The organism is [Enterobacter] lignolyticus SCF1, assembly GCF_000164865.1.
Lineage (GTDB): Bacteria > Pseudomonadota > Gammaproteobacteria > Enterobacterales > Enterobacteriaceae > Enterobacter_B > Enterobacter_B lignolyticus.
On sequence record NC_014618.1, the window covers coordinates 3,804,462 to 3,826,984 of the forward strand.

Sequence of the window (22,523 nt, forward strand, 5' to 3'; positions counted from 1 at the left end):
AGTATTCCTGTATTAGTCAAACTCCAGTTCCACCTGCTCCGAACCGATGAGGCCACGCAGATCGTTGAGAAGACGATCGCTCGGAGAGACGCGCCAGGTTGCACCAAAACGCAACCGCGCGCGTGCATCCGCCCTCTGATAGTAGAGATGTACTGGAATGGTCCCCGAACGGTGGGGTTCCAGAGACTGACGGAGACGGTTTAAAAGCTGGTCATCAATTTGCCTGTCCGTCAGCGAGATAGCAAGCCCGCGAGCATATTTTTCCCGGGCTTCGTCAATATCCATCACTTCGCGGGCCATCATTTTAAGACCCCCGCTGAAGTCATCAAAGCTGACCTGTCCGCTGACGATAAGTATGCGGTCTTTTTCCAGCAATTGCTGATATTTATCCAGCGCTTCGGTGAATAACATCACCTCCAGACGCCCGGAACGGTCATCCAGCGTACAGATGCCGATACGATTGCCGCGCTTGGTGACCATTACCCGCGCCGCAATCACCAGACCCGCCGCCGTGGTCACTTTACCACGATCGGTCGGATGCATGTCTTTAAGCCTTACGCCGCCGACGTAACGCTCTATCTCTTTCAGGTACTGGGTGATCGGGTGGCCGGTCAGATACAGCCCCAGCGTTTCCCGCTCGCCGTCGAGGACCACCTGTTCCGGCCACGGCTGGCAGCTGGCGTAGGACTGCTCAATCTGCTCCGGCTCTTCCGCCAGTACGCCGAACATATCCGCCTGGCCGATGGCTTCGGCTTTTGCGTGCTGATCGGCCGCCTTCAGCGCATCGCCGAGCGAATTCATCAGCGCGGCGCGGTGCGGCCCCAGACGGTCAAAGGCGCCTGACATAATCAGTTTTTCCAGCACCCGGCGGTTGAGCTTTTTGGTGTCGGTACGGGCGCAGAGGTCAAACAGCTCGCGGAAGTAGCCGCCGTTGTTGCGCGCCTCGATGATGGCCTCAATGGGACCCTCGCCGACGCCCTTAATCGCGCCGATGCCGTAAACGATTTCACCGTCATCGTTAACGTGGAAATGATACAGGCCCGAGTTGATATCCGGCGGCAGGATTTTAAGCCCCATGCGCCAGCATTCATCCACCAGCCCAACCACTTTTTCGGTGTTATCCATATCGGCGGTCATCACCGCCGCCATAAACTCGGCCGGATAGTGCGCCTTCAGCCACAGCGTCTGGTAGGAGACCAGCGCGTAGGCCGCGGAGTGCGATTTGTTAAAGCCGTAACCGGCGAATTTCTCCACCAGGTCAAAGATTTTCATCGCCAGTTCGCCGTCAACGCCGTTCTTCTTCGCACCCTCTTCGAAGGTGCCGCGCTGCTTGGCCATCTCCTCCGGCTTTTTCTTACCCATCGCACGACGCAGCATGTCCGCGCCGCCGAGGGTATAGCCGGAAAGCACCTGGGCAATCTGCATGACCTGTTCCTGGTACAGAATGATGCCGTAGGTCGGCTCCAGCACCGGCTTCAGGCTTTCATGCTGCCACTGAACGTCCGGGTAGGAAATCTCTTCGCGCCCGTGCTTACGGTCGATAAAGTTATCTACCATCCCCGACTGCAGCGGCCCCGGACGGAACAGGGCCACCAGGGCTATCATATCTTCGAAGCAGTCCGGCTGCAGACGCTTGATAAGGTCCTTCATGCCGCGCGATTCAAGCTGGAATACCGCAGTGGTTTCCGAGCGCTGCAGCATGTCGAAGCTTTTCTTATCGTCGAGCGGGATGGCGGCAATATCTATCGGCTCCAGCCCCTGTTTAGCCCGACGTGGGTTAATCATTTTCAACGCCCAGTCGATGATCGTGAGCGTACGCAACCCCAGGAAGTCAAACTTCACCAGTCCAGCATATTCCACGTCGTTTTTATCGAACTGGGTAACCGGGTGATTCCCGGACTCATCGCAATAGAGCGGCGCAAAATCGGTAATTTTGGTCGGGGCGATAACCACGCCGCCCGCGTGTTTACCGGCGTTACGCGTGACGCCTTCGAGTTTACGCGCCATGTCGATCAGCGCTTTAACCTCTTCGTCCGCCTCGTAAATTTCCGGCAGCTGTGGTTCAGCCTCGAAGGCTTTCGCCAGCGTCATCCCCGGATCGGGCGGCACCAGCTTAGAAATTCGGTCGACGAAACCATACGGATGGCCCAATACGCGCCCCACGTCGCGGATAACCGCCTTCGCCGCCATGGTCCCGAAGGTGATGATCTGCGATACCGCTTCACGCCCGTACATTTCTGCTACGTGATCGATAACCTGGTCGCGTTTCTCCATGCAAAAGTCGACGTCGAAGTCGGGCATCGACACACGTTCCGGGTTCAGGAAACGTTCGAACAGCAGGTCGAACTCCAGCGGGTCAAGGTCGGTAATTTTTAGCGCATACGCCACCAGCGACCCGGCGCCGGAACCACGGCCCGGCCCTACCGGCACGCCGTTGTCCTTCGACCACTGGATAAATTCCATTACGATGAGGAAGTAGCCCGGGAACCCCATCTGGTTAATAACCTGCAGCTCAATGTCCAGACGCTCGTCGTAGGGGGGACGCTTCTCTTTCCGTTCAGCTTCGTCAGGGAACAAAAATTCCAGACGCTCTTCCAGACCCTCTTTCGATTTCACGACCAGGAAATCTTCGGTGGTCATCTCGCCGGTCGGGAACTGCGGCAGGAAATATTCGCCCAGACGTACGGTGACGTTACAGCGTTTGGCGATCTCAACGCTGTTTTCCAGCGCTTCCGGGATATCGGCAAACAGCTCGCACATCTCCTCTTCGCTGCGCATGTACTGCTGCGAGGAGTAGTTGCGCGGACGCTTCGGATCGTCGAGCGTAAAGCCGTCATGGATGGCGACGCGGATCTCATGGGCGTCAAAATCGCCGGCGTCGATAAAGCGAACGTCATTGGTCGCCACGACCGGCAGACCGCGCTCTTCCGCCAGTTTTACCGCCGCGTGCAGATAGCTCTCTTCGTCGGCTCTGCCGGTACGAATCAGCTCCAGAAAATAGCGGTCAGGGAAATGCTCTTCGTAAAACGCAGCGCACTGCTCGACCAGCGCGGCGTTGCCGCGCAGCAGGCTTTTCCCGACGTCGCCCATACGGCCGCCGGAGAGCAGGATAAGCCCTTCGTTCAGCTCCACCAGCCAGTCGCGGTCGATCCATGGCCCTTGCGCGCCATAGCCGCGCTGGTAGGCGCGGGAAATCAGCAGCGTCAGGTTCTGGTAGCCGGTATTGTTGGCGGCAAGCACCGTCAGCTGGCTCATTTCGTCGCCGAGCAGATCGTTCTGGACATGGAAATCCGCGCCGACGATGGGCTTCAGCCCGGCGCCGTGGCCGGTTCCGTAGAACTTCACCAGGCCGCACAGGTTGGTAAAATCGGTGATCGCCAGCGCAGGCATGCCAAGCGCGGCCGCCTTTTTCACCAGCGGCCCGGTCTTTGCCAGCCCATCGATCATGGAGTAGTCGCTATGCACCCGCAGGTGTACGAAACGTGGTTCAGCCATCTTCAGATTCCGCGTTACTTAATTGCGTATTGATTCAGGACGCCAGGCCCAGCGCCCGTTTCACCGGGCCAAAACTGCGCCGGTGCTGTTCGGTAGGGCCATGTTCTGCCAGCTTTTCCAGATGAAAAGCGGTGGGATACCCTTTATGCTGCGCAAAACCATACTGCGGGAAGGTCACGTCCAGCTCGGCCATTTCGGCGTCGCGCGTCACTTTCGCCAGTATGGATGCGGCGCTGATTTCCGCCACCCGGCTGTCGCCCTTCACCACCGCCATCGACGGTACCGGAAGCGCCGGACAGCGGTTGCCGTCGATCAGCACATACTCCGGCGTAATGTGCAACCCGGCCACCGCGCGCTGCATCGCCAGCATGGTGGCATGCAGAATATTCAGCTCGTCGATCTCGTGCGGCTCGGCGCGCCCGAGGCTCCAGCAAAGCGCCTTCTCTTTGATTTCATCAAACAGCGCCAGCCGACGTTTTTCACTCAGCTTTTTCGAGTCGTTCAGCCCGACGATCGGCCTGGCCGGATCGAGGATCACCGCCGCGGTCACCACCGCGCCGACCAGCGGGCCGCGCCCGACCTCATCGACGCCAGCGACCAGATGCGTATGGGGGTAGATAAATTCCATCATTGGGCGAGCTCCAGCACCGCATCCGCCGCCTGCTCATCGGCATTACAGCGGATCTGCTGGTGCAGTTCACGGAAAATGTCGTGCATGGCATGGCTGGTTTTGCCGTTGGCCAGCAGCGGCAATAGCGCGTCGGCAAGCGCCTGCGGCTGACATTCGTCCTGCAAAAGTTCTTTTACCAGCTCGCGTCCCGCCAGCAGATTCGGCAGGGAAACATAATCGGTTTTCACCAGACGTTTGGCGAGCCAGAAGGTGAAAGGCTTCATGCGATAGCCCACCACCATCGGACATTTCGCCAGCATGCACTCCAGCGCCGCCGTACCGGAAGCCAGCAGCGCGGCGTCGCTGGCGATCATCGCCTCGCGCCCCATGCCGTCAAGCAGATGCACCTTCAGGTCAGGCGCTACGTCGGCTTTAATACGCTCGAACTGCTCGCGGCGCCGGGCATTCACCAGCGGCACGACAACCTCAAGATCGGGGTAATGCTGGCGCAAAATCTGCGCGGTTTTCAGGAAGTCGGCGCTCAGCATCTCGACTTCGGCGTTGCGGCTCCCCGGCAGCAGCGCCAGACAATGCACGTCATGCGCAATGCCCAGCGCATCGCGCGCGGCGTTTTTATCAGGATCGAGCGGCATCGCATCCGCCATCGTATGCCCGATAAAGCGGCAGGGAACGTTGAAACGGTCATAAAACGCTTTTTCGAAAGGCAGAAATGCCAGCACCAGATTTGTCGATCTGCCAATTTTGAAAACGCGTTTTTGTCGCCAGGCCCAGACGGACGGGCTGACGTAATGAATGGTTTTAATGCCCTGTTTTTTCAGGTTGCCTTCGAGCGTGATGTTGAAATCCGGCGCATCGATACCGACGAAAACATCCGGCTTCAGTTCGCTAAAACGGCGGGTCAGATCGGCACGAATATGCAGCAAACGGCGCAGGCGTCCGAGCACTTCAACAATGCCCATCACCGCCAGCTCTTCCATCTCATACCATGCTTCACAGCCTTCAGCCTGCATACGCGGCCCGGCAACGCCGACAAAACGCGCGTTGGGCACGCGGCCCTTCAGCGCGCGGATAAGACCGGCGCCAAGAATATCGCCGGAGGTTTCTCCGGCGACCAGGGCTATCGTTAAAGGACGTTCAGCCATTAACGAATCAGACCACGCGTCGACTGCTCGAAGAAGTCAGAGAACGCTTTCACTTCCGGATGCGCCTTCGCAAGCGCGGCAATTTCCGGTTTGGCCTCTTCCAGCGTTTTGCCGCTGCGGTACAGCAGTTTGTAGGCATTGCGGATCGCAATAATCGCCTCTTTGCTGAAACCGCGGCGCTTCAGCCCTTCGATATTCACACCGAACGGCGTCGCGTGGTTACCCTGCGCAATAACGTACGGCGGGACGTCCTGCGCAACACCGGAGCAGCCGCCAACCATGACGTGCGCGCCAATGCTGCAGAACTGATGGATAGCCGTCATGCCGCCGATAATTGCGTAATCGCCCAGCGATACGTGCCCCGCCAATGTCGCGTTATTGGCGAGGATACAGCGATCGCCAATTGAACAATCATGCGCAATGTGCGCGTTGATCATCAGCAGGTTATCACTGCCCACCTTCGTCAACTCACCGCCCTGTATTGTGCCACGATGAATGGTGACGCTTTCGCGAATGCGGTTGCGATCGCCAATCTCCACACGGGTCGGTTCGCCAGCATATTTCAGATCCTGGTTCACTTCGCCAATGGAGGCGAACTGATAAATCTCATTATCACGACCGATTTTGGTGTGACCGTTTACCACGACATGAGATTTCAGTACGGTACCTTCGCCGATTTCGACGTTGGCGCCGACAATACAAAACGGACCAATATGGGCGTTAGCGCCAATGACGGCGCCTTCTTCCACAATGGCGGTCGGATGAATAAAGGCGGTAGTATCAATCACGTATCAGGCCTCCCGGCTGCGGGCGCACATCATGGTCGCTTCGCAAACAACTTTACCATCAACCAGCGCCACGCCTTTAAAACGGGTCAGGCCACGGCGGGTTTTCTCAAAGGTGACTTCCATAATCATCTGATCGCCTGGCACTACCGGACGCTTGAAGCGAGCTTCATCGATGCCTGCGAAATAGTACAGCTCACCCGGCTCCAGTTTACCCACGCTCTTAAATGCCAGAATACCCGTGGCCTGCGCCATGGCTTCCAGAATCAGTACGCCTGGAAAAATCGGCTTACCAGGGAAATGCCCCTGGAAAAACGGCTCGTTTACGGAGACATTTTTAACTGCGCGCAGAAAACGACCCTCTTCAAAATCCAGCACGCGATCAACCAGCAAGAATGGGAAGCGGTGCGGCAGAAGTTCCAGAATCTCTTCAATGTGCAGAGTATGAGTGTCAGTAGTCAAAATACTCTTCCTGTCAAAATATACTGAATGGCAATAATAACACGGCCTGCCGGATTATAAGAAATCAGACAGGCCGGGAAGTTTGGCGCGTAATGAATGAGATATCAGTCTTGTTGACCGGCTTTGCGCTCAAGCGCCTTGAGGCGTTTGCTCATATCATCAATGTTCATCACCAGCGCCGCGGTTTTACGCCACGCCTTATTAGGCTGCAGCGGGATACCTGAGGAATACACGCCAGGTTCGGTGATTGGTCGCATGACCATCCCCATACCGGTCACGGTCACTTTATCGCAGATTTCCATATGGCCGTTAATGACGCTGGCGCCGCCAATCATGCAATAACGACCAATTTTCAGACTACCTGCCATAATAACGCCGCCGGCAACGGCAGTATTGTCACCGATGACCACGTTGTGCGCAATCTGGCACTGGTTGTCGATGATCACGCCATTGCCAATGACGGTGTCGTCAAGCGCGCCGCGATCGATCGTCGTACAGGCGCCGATCTCCACGCGATCGCCAATAATCACGCGGCCCAGCTGAGGGATCTTCACCCAGTTGCCGCGATCGTTGGCATAACCAAAACCGTCGGAGCCGATCACCGTGCTGGACTGAATCAGGCAATTTTCGCCGATTTCAATCTCATGGTAAATGGAGACATTCGCCCACAGACGGGTGCCCGCGCCGATTTTGGTATTCTTACCGATGAAACAACCCGCGCCGATGCACACGTTATCGCCAAGCACAACGCCGGACTCGATAACGGCGTTCGCGCCGATTGAAATGTTTTTACCCAGCGTCGCGCTGGCATCGATCACCGCGCCGGGCGCGACATCCTGTGCCGGCTGAGGCGTGGTATCGAGAATTTGCGCCATGCGGGCGTACGTCAGGTAGGGGTTTTTCACCACCAGCGCCGCGCTTTTGGCAAAGGGCAAATCGTCCTGCGTCATTACGACAGCAGACGCCTGGCACAGCGCCAGATGTTCACGGTATTTTGGATTCACCATGAACGTGATGTGACCTGTTTGTGCAGATTGCATGGACGCGACTGCGGTGATGACGATATCGCCATCACCGTGTAATTCTGCATCCAACTGCTCTGCTAAATCAGCCAGTCGAATTGAAGGCATTACTTATTTAACCTGGTTCAGTACGTCGGTAGTGATGTCTTTTACATCGTTGCCGCTGTAAGCCACGGTGTTCGCGTCAACAACCAGGTCGATGTTCTGGCTGCTCGCTACGGTCTTCACTGCAGCCTGGATACGTGTAACCAGTTTGCCGCGCTCTTCGTTAGAACGACGCGCACGATCCTGCTCAAACTGCTGCGCTTTCTGGGAGAAAGCCTGGCGCTGAGACATGATGTCTTTTTCCAGTTTGCTGCGGTCAGCAGCCTTCATGGTAGAGCCATCACGCTGCAGACGCTGCATTTTCGCCTGCAGATCGGATTCCTGGCGCTGCAGTTCAGCTGCACGGCCTTTGAATTCGTTTTCCAGCGTCTGAGAAACGCCAGTTTTCTGTGCGACCTGCTGGAACAGGCTGCCCATGTTAACGATCGCAATTTTGTCTGCGGCTTGCGCGGAGGTAACCATCGCTAAACCCAGACCTGCAGCTAATAACCACTTTTTCACAATAAACTCCTTACCATCCCATGAGTGCCCGAGGGCACCGTTCTTTGCGATGTCATGCGACCACGCCGTGATCGCCAGATGTCATCGCTACACTGCACTAGCATTCCTTTGCACAGACCAATTACCAGGTTTTACCAATGTTAAACTGGAACTGCTCTGCTTTGTCCCCTTCGTACTTCTTGAACGGCTGAGCGTAGGAGAAGACCAACGGCCCCAGCGGAGACATCCATTGTAATGCGATACCAGCAGACATACGAATATTGCTCGGATCGCTGTAGTCAGGAATTCCCGCCGCTTTCATCTGCGCGGTATTATCCCAGTGCGTATCCCAGACAGAACCCGCATCCCAGAAGAAGGAGGTGCGGACAGAGTTCGCGTACTTGTCGCTGATGAACGGCGTCGGTACGATCAGCTCAAGACTGGCGACCGCCATGGCGTTACCGCCCACCGCATCTTCAGATTTACACACGCCCGTCGAGGTGCTGCCGCAGTTATCCTGGTTCGGCCCGTAGTAGACCGCTTTCGGACCGATGTTGTTAGACTGGAAACCACGGACGGTGCTGGAACCACCGGCGTAGAAGTTCTCATAGAACGGCATCTCTTTGCCGCCTAAGCCATCGCCATAGCCCCAACGGGTACGACCCAGCACGACCCATTTATGATCGTCATCGATCGGGAAATACGAAGCCGTATCAAGCGAGATCTTGTAGAACTCGTTATCAGATCCCGGGAGTGTGACCTTACCATTCAGGTTGACGCGCGAACCGTCCGTCGGGAAGAAGCCGCGGTCCAGTTTGTTGTACGTCCAGCCGTAATTGAAGGTGAAGTCATCGGCGGAGAAGCTGTTGTCAGTCGATGTCGTGCTGGTCGTCTGGCCGATAGAGTCCAGATAACGGTTCATCGCCACCTGCGGCTGCATGTTGGACAGGTCGTTATGTACGTAGCCCAGACCTGCGCGCAGGGAGTTGTATTCGTTAATCGGGAAGCCCAGCGTGCCATCAACACCATAGCTCTTGTTGGTGTATGAGGACAGGTCAGCGTCATCCGCTTTAAAGTCATTGTAGAAGATACGGCCGCCAAGGCTCACACCGTCTACCGTGAAGTACGGGTTGGTTACCGACAGTTCGGAGTAGGTCTGGTAGTCGTTCTTGGTGCCATTAATGCCGACAGAGTAGCCCGTACCTAACCAGTTATCCTGCTGCACCCCGACCTGGAAGCTCACGCCGCTTTCAGTACCGTAACCGATACCAAAGTTGAAGCTACCGGTGTTGCGCTCTTTAACCTTGTAGACCACGTCGACCTGATCCGGGCTGCCCGGCACGCGCTGGGTATCCGTATCGACAGTTTCAAAGTAGCCCAGTCGGTTCAGACGATCTTTGCCCTGGTCAACCAGGTCGCTGCCCAGCCAGGCCCCTTCCATCTGGCGCATTTCACGACGCAGGACGGCGTCTTTCGACGTATCGTTGCCGACAAAGCGAATCTTACGCACGTAATAACGGTTGCCCGCATCGACGTTAACGTGCAGCTTCACGGTCTTATCGGCATCGTTGATTTCCGGCTGCGACTGCACGCGTGGATAAGCGTAACCATAGCGACCAAGAAGTTTCTTAATGTCATCTTCCATTTTGGTTACTTTGGTGCCGTTATACAGCTCGCCCGGCTGCACTTTGGTCAGGCTTTCAATTTCCGCAGAATGCCCGGCCAGGTTGCCGCTCACCGCAACGCCGGACAGCTTGTACTGATCGCCTTCGGTAACGTTGATGGTGATATAAATGCCTTTCTTATCCGGCGTCAGGCTGACCTGCGTCGAATCGATATTGAAACGCGCGTAGCCGCGATCCAGATAGTAGCTGCGCAGGGTTTCGAGGTCGCCCGCCAGCTTTTGTTTCTGGTACTTGCGATCGCCCACCACGTTCCACCACGGCACTTCGTCGCGCAGCTGGAAGTTGGAGATCAGCTCATCGGTCGAAAACGCATGGTTGCCGACGATGTTGATTTGCTGAATTTTAGCGGAGACGCCTTCCTGGAAGACCAGCTTCAGGTCGACGCGGTTGCGCGGCAGCGGCGTTACCACAGCTTTCACGCTGGCGCTGTATTTACCGACGCTGTAGTAGAAATCCTCCAGCCCTTTCTCAATATCAGAGAGGGTGGTGCGGTCCAGAGATTCACCAACGCGAACGCCAGAGGCCTCAAGGTTTTGCTTGAGCATGTCATCTTTTACCGACTTGTTGCCGGAGAAAGTGATGCTGGCAATCGTTGGGCGCTCTTTTACCTGCACAAGGAGCGTATCGCCATCGCGCAGGACGCGAACGTCCTCGAAGTTGCCAGTGGCAAACAGAGCGCGGATAGTATTACTGATGTCTTCATCAGTGACGGTATCGCCAGGACGAACTGGCATGCTGAGGAGGGCGGCACCAACAGCGACACGCTGCAAGCCTTCGAAATGAATATCCTTCACTACGAACCCGTCAGCACCGTATACGGTCGCGCTGCCGAACAGCAGCGACGCTATGAGCAACTTTTTCATCGCCATCGTTATTATGCGTTCTTCCTAACTAACTCTCTTACAACCGAGAGAAATCATTGAAAAGTGCAAGCCCCATTAACAGCACCAGCAGTATTGAGCCAATGCGGTAACTTAAGTCTTGAACTCGCTCGGATACCGGCCCGCCTTTCAGCTTTTCAATCGCCAAAAAGAGCAGATGACCCCCGTCAAGAACGGGAAGCGGGAACAGGTTGATGATGCCCAGATTCACACTGATGAGCGCAAGAAACATCAGATAGTAAATCAACCCAAACTCCGCAGACATTCCAGCCCCCTGGGCGATAGAAATCGGCCCACTGAGGTTGTTCAGTTTTACGTCACCGGTGATCAATTTCCCCAGCATTTGAACCGTAAGCTTCATCAGCTGCCAGGTTTTATCCGTGGCTTCGCCGATAGCGGCAAACGGCCCATACTGGCGCACTGTTTTGTATTCATCTGGCAGTGGAATGACTTTCGGCACCACGCCAGCAAATCCTTCCGCTTTTTCTTTACCGGGTTTTGTATCCGGTATCAGCGTTAAAGACAAGAGGCTCCCCTGTCTTTCTATCTCAAGCTGCAGCGCTTTACCCGGGTTGTCGCGCACAAGGGTAACAAACGTCATCCATTGCGTCAGCGGTTGACCATCGACTTTAACGATCCTGTCACCCGCTTGCAAACCCGCCTTCCGTGCTGCTGACGTCGGCTGCACTTCGGCAAGTACCGGTTCAATCTGCGCACCGCGCGGACGGATGCCAAGCGACGCGACAGGATCTTCTTTATCCGGCTCAAACGCCCAGTGGCGCAGATCCAGAACCTTATCCTGACGCTGCTGGCTGCCGAAAGGCGCCACGGTGAGCGTGGTCTGGCTGTCGCCAATTTTCGTGACCAACGCCAGACGCACTGCATCCCAATCAGGCGTTTCGATACCATCGACGGCTTTAAGTTCCGTTCCTGGTGCAATTTGTGCTGTCGCGGCGATCGAATTGGGCGTTATTTCGCCAACCACCGGACGAACGCCCGGGACGCCAATGATAAACACCAGCCAGTAAGCAAAGATAGCAAAAATAAAGTTCGCGACCGGCCCGGCGGCGATGATGGCAGCGCGCTGCCCCACCGTTTTATTGTTAAACGCATAATGGCGCATTTCCGGGGCCACCGGCTCAACGCGCTCGTCCAGCATTTTGACGTAGCCGCCCAGCGGAATCAGGGCAATAACGAACTCGGTGCCGTGCTTATCGACGCGCCGCCAGAGCCCTTTGCCAAAACCGATGGAGAATCGTTCCACGCGAACGCCACAGCGGCGAGCAACCCAGAAATGGCCAAACTCATGCACGGTAATAAGCACGCCCAGTGCAATGATAAATGCCGCCAGATTCCAGAGGATGCTCAGCATAAAACCTTCCGTCAAATCGTCCTGAAGACTAAAAGTAACAGGCACGCGAAGACCGGTACCGCCGCCGTCAGGCTGTCAATACGATCCAGAATACCGCCGTGTCCAGGGATCAAATGACCGCTGTCTTTGATGCCCGCTTCTCGCTTAAACATACTTTCAGTCAAATCGCCCAGCACGGACGCCAGCGCGGCGACCACGGAACAGATTAGCAGAACCGACGGCGTCACCTCCAGATTGGCCCACAGGCCGTATGCCCAGGAGATCACCGCCGCGGTAGCCAGCCCGCCGATAAAGCCCTGCCAGGTTTTGCCCGGCGACACTTTCGGCGCCAGCTTGTGCTTACCGAAAAGCTTACCAAACATGTACGCGCCGGAATCCGCGCCCCATACCAGAATCATGACGTACAGCAGCCACAGCGATCCGCTGTAATGGTTGACATCATAATGCCAGGCGCGCAGCGCCAACATCCCCCAAAAAAAGGGAACAATCGTCAGCAGGCCAAATATCAACCGTAGCGTTCTGGAATGACGCCAGAATGACGCGGAGCCGGGATAAAACAGCACCAGCAGCAGCGCGGCTATCCACCAGCCCAGCGACGCCCACAGGGCAATCTCCACTATCGGCTGATTGACGCTATGGTGATATTCCGGCAGTAAAAGAAGCATCACGGCCAGCAGCAGGCCAAACAGCACCGCCAGCCATATCCGCTGCGAGCGTGAGGTAAACCCGCTTAGCTGTCCCCACTCCCACGCGGCCAGCATACACACGACGAGCGTGACAATCGCAAAGCCGCCCGGCGGCAGCAGAAAAAGCGCGGCAATAACCACGGGTATTAAAACGAAAGCAGAAATCAGGCGATACTTCAGCAAAAGCTACCCCCATCAGGCATTTTCGCCACCTGGCTCGGTGCCGCCGAAACGACGCTCTCGATTGGCAAAGGCATGCAGCGCACCTTCAAAGTCTTGTTCATCGAAATCGGGCCAGAGAACATCCGTAAAGTAAAGTTCGGCATAGGCAATTTGCCACAGCAAAAAATTACTGATTCGGTGCTCTCCCCCTGTCCTAATAACTAAATCAACGGGCGCCAGTTCATGCATACAGATTTGCTGGCTCAGCAAATCTTCAGTAATTTGATTGGGGCTAAGCTCCCCTTTCTGAACCTGTTCAGCCAACTGCTGAACACCCTGAATAATATCCCAACGCCCGCCATAATTCGCCGCAATATTGAGCGTTAACCCGGTATTATTCTGGGTCAACGCTTCAGATTTGCGAATTCGTTCTTGTATACGGGCATTGAAGCGGCTGGTATCGCCAATGATACGCAGACGGACGTTGTGTCGGTGCAGGCTTTTTACTTCGCTATCGAGCGCCCACACGAACAACTCCATCAGCGCACTGACTTCCTGCTCCGGCCGGTTCCAGTTTTCACTGCTAAATGCGTAAAGCGTCAGGGCGCTGATGCCGTTATTCGCCGCAAACGAGACGGCCCGGCGTACGGATTTAGCGCCGGCCTTATGTCCAAAGGCGCGGATCTTCCCTTGTCTTTTCGCCCAGCGGCCATTGCCATCCATAATAATGGCTACGTGACGACAGCCATGAGCAGGCAAATTTTCGCTGATTGGTTGATTAGCAGACAACATAACGCGTTTTTAGTCCATCACCAGGAATTTGCGGTACCAGAAATACCGCTGCTTTTGCACAAAAAAGCCGTGTTAGTCCACGGCTCACCCATTTTCGCCAACAGGTTACAGCGCAAACGGGTGGCGCAGACTATAACACTGAAGCCCACGCCCCACAAATGCCACGGCATTTTGCGACGGGACAATCATCAGCTTACGAAATGTGCGACCTGCTGGCGCGCGGCGTTTCTCGCCCGGGCATCCACGTCAATCACCTCATCAATGCTCTGGGGTTCGCGTACGTCCAGCGACTCGAGCACCGCCTGGTTTATCTCGGCAATCTCGGTAAAGCGAATGCTGTCGGCCAAAAAGGCCGCTACGCTCACCTCATTCGCCGCATTCAGCGCGGTGGTGGCCGCCTGCCCCTGGTCGAACGCGTCCATCGCCAGCTTCAGGCAGGGATAGCGCTGATAGTCCGGCGCGGAGAAGGTCAGCGCGCTGAGCGAGCAGAAATCAAGCGGCTTCACGCCCGACGCCACGCGGTGAGGCCACGCCATCGCGTGGGCAATAGGCGTACGCATATCCGGCTCGCCGAGCTGCGCCAGAACGCTGCCGTCGCGATAGCGCACCATGGAGTGAATAACCGACTGCGGATGGATAATCACCTCCATCTGCGCGGCCGAGGCGTTAAACAGCCAGCGGGCCTCAATGTATTCCAGCCCCTTGTTCATCATCGTGGCAGAATCGACGGAGATTTTGCGCCCCATCGACCAGTTCGGATGCCGACAGGCCTGATCGGGCGTCATTGCGCGAAGTTCAGACAGCGGCGTTTCGCGGAACGGGCCGCCAGACCCGGTCAGCAAAATCGACGATACGCCGTTCTGCTCCAGGTCAGCGAATCCCAGATTATGCTGAAAAGTTTGCGGTAAACTCTGAAAAATGGCGTTATGTTCGCTGTCCACCGGCAGCAGCTGCGCCCCGCTTTGCTTCACCGCCTCCATGAACAGACGCCCGCAGGTCACCAGCGACTCTTTATTCGCCAGTAATACCGTCTTGCCGGCATGAATGGCGGCAAGCGTCGGCACCAGCCCAGCCGCGCCGACAATGGCGGCCATCACCTGATCCACTTCACCGGCAGCCGCCACCTCGCAGGCCGCCTGCTGACCGCTCATCACCTCGGTACGGCAACCATGCTGCTGCAGCGCCGTCTTCAACGCCGCCGCGCTCGCCGCGTCGTCCATTACCGCGAAGCGAGGGGAAAACGCCAGGCACTGCTCAATCATTCGGGAAACGTTTTTTCCCGCCACCAGCGCGAAGACAGCGTAGTGTTCAGGATTGTGACGCACGACATCCAGCGTACTGCACCCGATGGAGCCGGTTGAGCCGAGAACGGTTAATTGCTTCATGACAGACCCGCAAATAGAAAGCTAAAAAGCAAAACGCCGCCAGCAAAGCCATCACTGGCCTTCTGTACGGCGTTTCAGGGAATACACGCCGCTTCAGGCCGCGTCATTGCCGCCCGAATCTCGCGTGTATTCAGTCCATATCAGAACTGCATCAGTTCTGCTTCTTTGTCGGCCAGCGCCGCATCGACTTTCTTGATGGCCGCGTCAGTCATTTTCTGCACGTCATCCTGAGAACGGCGATCGTCGTCTTCGCTGATCTCTTTTTCTTTCAGCAGCGCTTTCACTTTGTCGTTCGCGTCGCGACGGACGTTACGCACGGCAACGCGCGCCTGCTCGGCTTCGCCGCGCACGATCTTGGTCAGATCTTTACGACGTTCTTCGGTCAGCGGCGGCAGCGGCACGCGGATGTCAGTGCCTGCAGAGCTTGGGTTCAGACCCAGGTCGGATGCCATGATGGCCTTCTCAACCGCCGGGCTCATGGAGCGATCGAACACGTTGATTTTCAGCGTGCGGGAGTCTTCCACGGTGACGCTGGCTAACTGACGCAGCGGCGTCGGCGTACCGTAGTATTCCACCACGATGCCGTCCAGCAGGCTTGGGGACGCACGGCCAGTGCGCACTTTGCTGATTTGGGTTTTGAACGCTTCGACGCATTTTTCCATGCGCACTTCAGCATCTTTTCTGATATCGCTAATCACGTTACGAATCCTTGAAATCTTGTCTCAGACTGACCATACCCGCCTCGCGGCAAACGCGAGTGTGCTAAGTATAGCCCGTTAAATTCATGGCGCCGTAAACGGCGGCCTTGCAAGAAACGCCAAAATAAAACGGAATCTTACCTGTATTTGCGCCTGACGGAAATTATTCCGTAATCAATGTGCCTTCTTTTTCACCCATGACCACGCGGCGCAGCGCGCCAGGCTTGTTCATGTTGAAGACACGAATCGGCAATTTGTGGTCACGGGCCAGCGTAAACGCGGCCAGATCCATCACTTTCAGCTCTTTATCCAGAACTTCATTGTAGGTCAGCTGTTCATACATGGTCGCCGACGGATCTTTCGCCGGGTCAGCGGTAAACACGCCGTCCACTTTTGTCGCTTTCAGCACCACGTCAGCTTCGATTTCGATTCCGCGCAGGCAGGCGGCGGAGTCGGTGGTAAAGAATGGATTGCCGGTACCGGCGGAGAGGATCACCACGCGGTTATTACGCAGCAGGCTGATAGCCTCTGCCCAGCTGTAGTTGTCGCACACGCCGTTCAGCGGAATCGCGGACATCAGGCGGGCGTTCACATAGGCGCGATGCAGAGAGTCACGCATAGCCAGACCATTCATGACGGTTGCCAGCATGCCCATGTGGTCGCCCACAACGCGGTTCATCCCCGCTTTTGCCAGGCCCGCTCCACGGAAAAGGTTACCACCGCCAATCACTACGCCGACCTGGATACCCAGTTCAACCAGCTCTTTAATTTCCTGCGCCATACGGTCAAGAATGCTTGCATCGATACCGAAGCCTTCAGTTCCCTGCAGCGCTTCGCCGCTCAGCTTAAGCAGAATGCGTTTGTAGACGGGTTTTGCATTGGTAGCCATATTTCTTTCCTGGGACTGTCAACGTTTGAGATGAGTTAAAACCGGCGATTGGGTAAGTCGCCATTCAGCGCAGGCCGATAAGCGCCCGGCTGATTTCCACATGATGGGTCCAAAAAGAAGCCGCCCTCAGGCGGCTCTTTCTGAAAAATTAAGACTGCTTGGACATTGCAGCAACTTCTGCTGCGAAGTCAGTCTCAACTTTCTCAATGCCCTCACCCACTTCGAAGCGGATGAAGCCAGTCACGTCAGCGTTGTGCTCTTTCAGCAGCTGGCCAACGGATTTGCTCGGATCCATAACGAACGGCTGGCCGGTCAGAGAAACTTCGCCGGTGAATTTCTTCATGCGGCCTTCAACCATTTTCTCTGCGATTTCTTTCGGCTTACCGGACTGCATGGCGATGTCCAGCTGTACCTGGTACTCTTTTTCTACCACTTCAGCAGACACGTCTTCCGGCTTAACGAATTCCGGCTTGCTTGCAGCAACGTGCATTGCCAGCTGTTTAACCAGCTCGTCGTCAGCGCCTTTAGCCGCAACCAGAACGCCGATACGCGCGCCGTGCTGGTAAGAGCCCAGAACGTCGCCTTCCAGGGACGCTACGCGACGGATGTTGATGTTCTCGCCGATTTTAGCAACCAGGGCAACGCGCTCTTCTTCGAACTGCGCTTTCAGAACTTCAACGTCGGTGATTTTACCGGCAACAGCTGCGTCCAGTACTTTGTTAGCAAATGCCTGGAAACCGCCATCTTTCGCAACGAAGTCAGTCTGGCAGTTAACTTCCAGAATGATGCCGTAGGTGCCGTCGATTTTAGTGATGATCACGCCGTCAGCTGCAACGTTGCCTGCTTTTTTCGCCGCTTTGATTGCGCCGGATTTACGCATGTTTTCGATTGCCAGCTCGATGTCGCCGTTAGCTTCAGTCAGCGCTTTTTTGCAATCCATCATGCCTGCGCCAGTACGTTCACGCAGCTCTTTTACCAGGGATGCGGTAATTTCAGCCATTCTTAAATCCTCGGGAGAGATATGACCTGCCCGGTTCCAGGAACCAAACAGGTTTAAAAGTGAAAAAGGGGCCTATAATTGGCCCCTATCCATACACGGTACTAATAAGGGCTTAAACCTTATTATTCAGCTTCTACGAAGCTTTCTTCCGCCTGAGAAGCCAGATCCTGAGAACGGCCTTCACGTACGGTAGTAGCAACAGCGCCCAGGTACAGGCTAACAGCGCGGATTGCGTCGTCGTTACCCGGGATAACGAAGTCTACGCCGTCCGGATCGGAGTTAGTATCAACGATAGCAAATACCGGAATACCCAGGTTGTTTGCTTCTTTGATTGCGATGTGCTCGTGGTCAGCGTCGATAACGAACAGAGCGTCCGGCAGACCGCCCATATCTTTGATACCGCCCAGGCTGTTTTCCAGCTTGTCCAGCTCACGAGTGCGCATCAGCGCTTCTTTCTTGGTCAGCTTGTCGAAAGTACCGTCCTGAGACTGAGTTTCCAGGTCTTTCAGACGCTTGATGGACTGACGAACGGTTTTCCAGTTAGTCAGCATACCGCCCAGCCAGCGATGGTTCACGAAGAACTGGTCGCAGCTCAGAGCAGCGTCTTTTACCGCTTCGCTTGCAGCGCGCTTGGTACCAACGAACAGGATCTTACCTTTACGGGAAGAGATTTTGTTCAGCTCAGCCAGAGCTTCGTTGAACATCGGTACGGTTTTCTCAAGGTTGATGATGTGAACTTTGTTACGCGCACCGAAGATGAACGGCTTCATTTTCGGGTTCCAGTAACGGGTCTGGTGACCGAAGTGAACACCAGCCTTGAGCATGTCGCGCATGGAAACAGTTGCCATGTTTAAAACCTCTATATAAAAGTTGGGGTTATGCCTCCACGTATCCCATATTACCGACCCCAAAGGGCACCCCGGAATATGTGCCGATACGTGTGTGTTGTTACACAAAGTGAGATTTGTCGCTTCGCTACCGCACTGTGTATATGAAACGGAAGAGAAGTTCGGCGCGCTTTATACCACAAATTGCCGCCGGACACCAATAATTGTTGGCGATGTGAGCGGTTTCGGAGCGTGAATTTCTTGTGACAAAAACGCCTGCGTGGCACGAAAGGCGAAGTTCAGAATGATTCTCAATTTGGCAGGAAGCGCGCCAGACTGATACCATGGCACCACTTAGACTCAAATTGCCGAATAAAACGGCGCTGATGGACAGAATTCATGGCTATCTCAATTAAGACACCAGAAGAAATCGAAAAAATGCGCGTGGCGGGCAGACTTGCCGCCGACGTGCTGGAAATGATCGCTCCCCATGTTCAGCCGGGCGTCAGCACCGGCGAACTCGATCGCCTGTGCAACGACTACATCGTCAACGAACAGCACGCGATCTCCGCCTGCCTCGGCTATCACGGCTTTCCGAAATCCGTGTGCATCTCGATTAACGAAGTCGTGTGCCACGGTATTCCTGATGATGAGAAGCTGCTGAAGGACGGCGATATCGTCAACATCGACGTGACCGTCATTAAGGACGAGTATCACGGGGATACGTCGAAAATGTTTATCGTCGGCAAGCCGACCATCCTCGGCGAGCGCCTGTGCCGCGTCACCCAGGAAAGCCTTTACCTGGCGCTGAAAATGGTGAAGCCGGGCATCCGCCTGCGCACCCTCGGCGCGGCTATCCAGAAATATGCCGAAGCGGAAGGTTTCTCCGTCGTGCGCGAATACTGCGGCCACGGCATCGGCCGCGGTTTCCACGAAGAGCCGCAGGTGCTGCACTATGACGCCGATGACGGCGGTGTGGTTCTGCAGCCGGGCATGACGTTCACCGTCGAGCCGATGGTCAACGCGGGCGACTACCGCATCCGCACCATGAAAGACGGCTGGACCGTGAAAACCAAAGACCGGAGCTTGTCTGCGCAGTATGAGCATACTATTGTGGTAACGGACAACGGCTGCGAAATTCTGACGCTACGAACGGATGACACCATCCCGGCGATAATCTCGCACAACGAATGATAAAAGCCGGCGCAAGCCGGTTTTTTTTATGACGGGCGTCCTGCCCGTCCCCCTTTGGGCCGCCGCAAGCGACGTTAAAAATCGCTCCCGGCGATTTTTTATGACGGGCGTCCTGCCCGTCCCCCTTTATGGGTAATCGTTTTTACTGATGGGTGGCGCGATGCGTAATTCTTTACCTGACACAGCACTTCCCACACTCGACGGCCAGCCGGAAACGCCGGTCGTCTGGCCTGCGACGGAGCTGGCCTGCTCAAGCATTAAGGCGCGCCTTGACGCTTTCCAGCGCTGGCTGGGCGACGCCTTTGACCGCGGTATCTCCGCCGAGCAGCTGATGGACGCCCGTACGGAGTTTATCGACCAGCTGCTGCAGCGCCTGTGGGTGCATTACGGTTTTGGCGAGGTCAGCGATGCGGCGCTGGTCGCCGTAGGCGGCTATGGCCGCGGCGAGCTGCACCCGCTGTCGGATATCGACCTGCTGATCCTCAGCCGCAAAAAGCTGCCCGATGAGCAGGCGCAAAAAATCGGCGAGCTGCTCACCCTGCTGTGGGACGTTAAGCTTGAGGTCGGGCATAGCGTCAGAACGCTGGAAGAGTGCCTGCTGGAAGGATTATCCGACCTCACCGTCGCCACCAACCTGATTGAGTCGCGCCTGCTGATCGGCGACGTCGCCCTGTTCCTGGAGCTGCAAAAGCATATTTTTAGCGATGGTTTCTGGCCGTCGGAGAAGTTTTTCGCCGCAAAAATCGAAGAGCAAAACGAGCGCCACCAGCGCTATCACGGCACCAGCTATAACCTCGAACCGGACGTCAAGAGCAGCCCCGGCGGCCTGCGCGACATCCACACCCTGCAGTGGGTCGCCCGCCGCCACTTCGGCGCCACGTCGCTTGACGAGATGGTGGGCTTCGGCTTTTTGACCGAAGCGGAACGCACTGAGCTCAACGAATGCCTGCACCTGCTGTGGCGCATCCGCTTCGCCCTGCACCTGGAGCTCAACCGCTACGACAACCGCCTGCTGTTCGACCGACAGCTGAGCGTCGCCCAACGCCTGAACTACAGCGGCGAAGGCAACGAACCGGTTGAGCATATGATGAAGGACTTCTTTCGCGTCACCCGCCGGGTCGGCGAGCTTAACCAGATGCTGCTCCAGCTTTTCGATGAAGCGATCCTCGCGCTGACCGCCGACGAAAAGCCGCGCCCGCTTGACGATGATTTTCAGCTGCGCGGCACGCTGATTGACCTGCGCGACGATACGCTGTTCATGCGCGAGCCGCAGGCGATTCTGCGCATGTTCTACACCATGGTGCGAAACAGCAGCATTACCGGCATCTACTCCACCACCCTGCGCCATCTGCGCCACGCCCGACGTCACCTGACGCAGCCGCTGTGCTATATCCCCGAGGCCCGCTCGCTGTTTCTCAGCATGCTGCGCCACCCGGGCGCGGTGAGCCGCGGGCTGCTGCCGATGCACCGCCACAGCGTTCTGTGGGCCTATATGCCGCAATGGACGCATATCGTCGGGCAGATGCAGTTCGACCTGTTTCACGCCTATACCGTTGATGAGCACACCATTCGCGTTCTGCTGAAGCTGGAGAGCTTCGCCAAAGAGGAAACCCGTGCGCGCCATCCGCTGTGCGTCGAGCTGTGGCCGCGGCTCAACCACCCGGAGCTTATCCTGATAGCCGCCCTGTTTCACGATATCGCCAAAGGGCGCGGCGGCGACCATTCGATCCTCGGCGCCCAGGACATTCTGACCTTCGCTGAGCTCCACGGGCTTAACTCCCGGGAGACGCAGCTGGTCGCCTGGCTGGTGCGTCATCATCTGTTAATGTCGGTCACCGCCCAGCGCCGCGATATTCAGGACCCGGAGGTCATTAAGCAGTTCGCCGAAGAGGTGCAAACGGAAAACCGTCTGCGCTATCTCGTCTGCCTGACGGTGGCGGATATCTGCGCCACCAACGAAACGCTGTGGAACAGCTGGAAGCAAAGCCTGCTGCGCGAACTCTACTTCGCGACCGAAAAACAGCTGCGCCGCGGCGTGCAAAGCATGCCGGACATGCGCGAACGCGTGCGCCATCACCAGCTACAGGCGCTGGCGCTGCTGCGGATGGACAACATTAACGAAGAGGCGCTGCACCAGATTTGGGCCCGCTGCCGGGCCAACTACTTTGTGCGCCACACGCCGAACCAGCTGGCCTGGCATGCGCGGCATCTTCTGCGCCACGATCTCAGCAAGCCGCTGATCCTGCTGAGCCCGCAGGCGACGCGCGGGGGAACGGAGATCTTTATCTGGAGCCCCGACCGCCCCTACCTGTTCGCCGCCGTCTGCGCTGAGCTCGACAGGCGCAATCTGAGCGTCCATGACGCACAGATCTTTACCACCCGCGACGACATGGCGATGGATACGTTTATCGTGCTGGAGCCTGACGGCAGCCCGCTGTCCGGCGATCGCCACGAGGCCATCCGCCGCGGGCTTGAGCAGGCGATCACCCAGACCACCTGGCAGCCGCCGGCTCCGCGTCGCCAGCCGGCCAAGCTGCGGCATTTCACCGTCGATACGGAGGTGACTTTTCTGCCGACCCATACCGACAGAAAATCCTTCCTTGAGCTTATCGCCCTCGATCAGCCAGGACTGCTGGCCCGCGTCGGGCAGGTGTTCGCCGACCTCGGCATTTCGCTCCACGGGGCGAGAATTACGACAATTGGTGAACGAGTAGAAGATTTATTTATAATCGCGACGGCTGACCGGCGTGCCCTTAATAATGTACTGCAACAAGAAGTACAACAGCGGTTGACAGCAGCCCTCAATCCAAACGATAAAGGGTAACGTTTT

At 56.4% G+C, this 22,523-nt stretch carries 18 protein-coding genes; 2 read left to right on the top strand and 16 right to left on the bottom strand.

Translation table 11 applies throughout. The features are described from left to right. Window positions 1-12: 12 nt before the first annotated feature. From dnaE to rpsB, 16 genes are all read right to left on the bottom strand, one after another. Entirely contained in the window at window positions 13-3,495 is a 3,483-nt protein-coding gene (gene dnaE / locus ENTCL_RS17745) for a DNA polymerase III subunit alpha (protein ID WP_013367520.1), read from the bottom strand. A gap of 34 nt (window positions 3,496-3,529) precedes the next feature. Beyond that, window positions 3,530-4,126, bottom strand: coding sequence for a ribonuclease HII (gene rnhB, locus ENTCL_RS17750; RefSeq protein ID WP_013367521.1), 597 nt, complete (start codon window positions 4,124-4,126; stop codon window positions 3,530-3,532). Next, entirely contained in the window at window positions 4,123-5,268 is a 1,146-nt protein-coding gene (gene lpxB / locus ENTCL_RS17755) for a lipid-A-disaccharide synthase (RefSeq protein ID WP_013367522.1), read from the bottom strand. Before lpxB ends, rnhB begins: the two co-directional genes overlap by 4 nt. Further along, window positions 5,268-6,056, bottom strand: coding sequence for an acyl-ACP--UDP-N-acetylglucosamine O-acyltransferase (lpxA, locus tag ENTCL_RS17760; RefSeq protein ID WP_013367523.1), 789 nt, complete (start codon window positions 6,054-6,056; stop codon window positions 5,268-5,270). The genes lpxB and lpxA overlap by 1 nt, the downstream gene beginning before the upstream one ends. Before the next feature lie 3 nt (window positions 6,057-6,059). Further along, window positions 6,060-6,515: a 3-hydroxyacyl-ACP dehydratase FabZ gene (fabZ, locus tag ENTCL_RS17765; protein WP_006817227.1), complete on the bottom strand. Its 456-nt coding sequence runs from the start codon at window positions 6,513-6,515 to the stop codon at window positions 6,060-6,062. 104 nt (window positions 6,516-6,619) lie between these two features. Next, complete coding sequence (lpxD, locus tag ENTCL_RS17770) at window positions 6,620-7,645, bottom strand: UDP-3-O-(3-hydroxymyristoyl)glucosamine N-acyltransferase (protein WP_013367524.1); 1,026 nt, start codon at window positions 7,643-7,645, stop codon at window positions 6,620-6,622. A 3-nt stretch (window positions 7,646-7,648) separates the two neighbouring features. Beyond that, the gene (gene skp, locus ENTCL_RS17775) at window positions 7,649-8,143 is read right to left on the bottom strand and encodes a molecular chaperone Skp (RefSeq protein ID WP_013367525.1); all 495 of its coding nucleotides are present in this window, start codon (window positions 8,141-8,143) and stop codon (window positions 7,649-7,651) included. Between the two features lie 121 nt (window positions 8,144-8,264). Next, window positions 8,265-10,676 (bottom strand): outer membrane protein assembly factor BamA, encoded by a 2,412-nt coding sequence (gene bamA, locus ENTCL_RS17780; RefSeq protein ID WP_013367526.1) that lies wholly within the window; start codon window positions 10,674-10,676, stop codon window positions 8,265-8,267. 31 nt (window positions 10,677-10,707) lie between these two features. Further along, the gene (gene rseP, locus ENTCL_RS17785; RefSeq protein ID WP_013367527.1) at window positions 10,708-12,060 is read right to left on the bottom strand and encodes a sigma E protease regulator RseP; all 1,353 of its coding nucleotides are present in this window, start codon (window positions 12,058-12,060) and stop codon (window positions 10,708-10,710) included. Window positions 12,061-12,071: 11 nt separating this feature from the next. Further along, on the bottom strand, window positions 12,072-12,929 hold the full coding sequence (gene cdsA, locus ENTCL_RS17790; protein ID WP_013367528.1) for a phosphatidate cytidylyltransferase: 858 nt from the start codon (window positions 12,927-12,929) through the stop codon (window positions 12,072-12,074). Between the two features lie 12 nt (window positions 12,930-12,941). Then, window positions 12,942-13,700 carry a (2E,6E)-farnesyl-diphosphate-specific ditrans,polycis-undecaprenyl-diphosphate synthase gene (ispU, locus tag ENTCL_RS17795; RefSeq protein ID WP_013367529.1) on the bottom strand — a complete coding sequence of 253 codons (759 nt, stop codon included), beginning with the start codon at window positions 13,698-13,700 and terminating at the stop codon, window positions 12,942-12,944. A gap of 188 nt (window positions 13,701-13,888) precedes the next feature. Further along, complete coding sequence (ispC, locus tag ENTCL_RS17800) at window positions 13,889-15,085, bottom strand: 1-deoxy-D-xylulose-5-phosphate reductoisomerase (RefSeq protein WP_013367530.1); 1,197 nt, start codon at window positions 15,083-15,085, stop codon at window positions 13,889-13,891. Window positions 15,086-15,225: 140 nt separating this feature from the next. Continuing rightward, the gene (frr, locus tag ENTCL_RS17805) at window positions 15,226-15,783 is read right to left on the bottom strand and encodes a ribosome recycling factor (RefSeq protein WP_013367531.1); all 558 of its coding nucleotides are present in this window, start codon (window positions 15,781-15,783) and stop codon (window positions 15,226-15,228) included. A gap of 163 nt (window positions 15,784-15,946) precedes the next feature. Next, the gene (pyrH, locus tag ENTCL_RS17810; protein ID WP_013367532.1) at window positions 15,947-16,672 is read right to left on the bottom strand and encodes a UMP kinase; all 726 of its coding nucleotides are present in this window, start codon (window positions 16,670-16,672) and stop codon (window positions 15,947-15,949) included. 148 nt (window positions 16,673-16,820) lie between these two features. Beyond that, window positions 16,821-17,672: a translation elongation factor Ts gene (gene tsf / locus ENTCL_RS17815; protein ID WP_013367533.1), complete on the bottom strand. Its 852-nt coding sequence runs from the start codon at window positions 17,670-17,672 to the stop codon at window positions 16,821-16,823. Between the two features lie 122 nt (window positions 17,673-17,794). Beyond that, the gene (gene rpsB, locus ENTCL_RS17820; RefSeq protein WP_013367534.1) at window positions 17,795-18,520 is read right to left on the bottom strand and encodes a 30S ribosomal protein S2; all 726 of its coding nucleotides are present in this window, start codon (window positions 18,518-18,520) and stop codon (window positions 17,795-17,797) included. A 378-nt stretch (window positions 18,521-18,898) separates the two neighbouring features. On the opposite strand from rpsB, the gene map reads away from it, so the two are divergent. Further along, window positions 18,899-19,693, top strand: coding sequence for a type I methionyl aminopeptidase (gene map / locus ENTCL_RS17825; protein ID WP_013367535.1), 795 nt, complete (start codon window positions 18,899-18,901; stop codon window positions 19,691-19,693). 160 nt (window positions 19,694-19,853) lie between these two features. Then, a complete protein-coding gene (gene glnD, locus ENTCL_RS17830) occupies window positions 19,854-22,517 on the top strand; it encodes a bifunctional uridylyltransferase/uridylyl-removing protein GlnD (RefSeq protein WP_013367536.1) in 2,664 nt (887 codons plus the stop codon). Window positions 22,518-22,523: the final 6 nt, after the last annotated feature.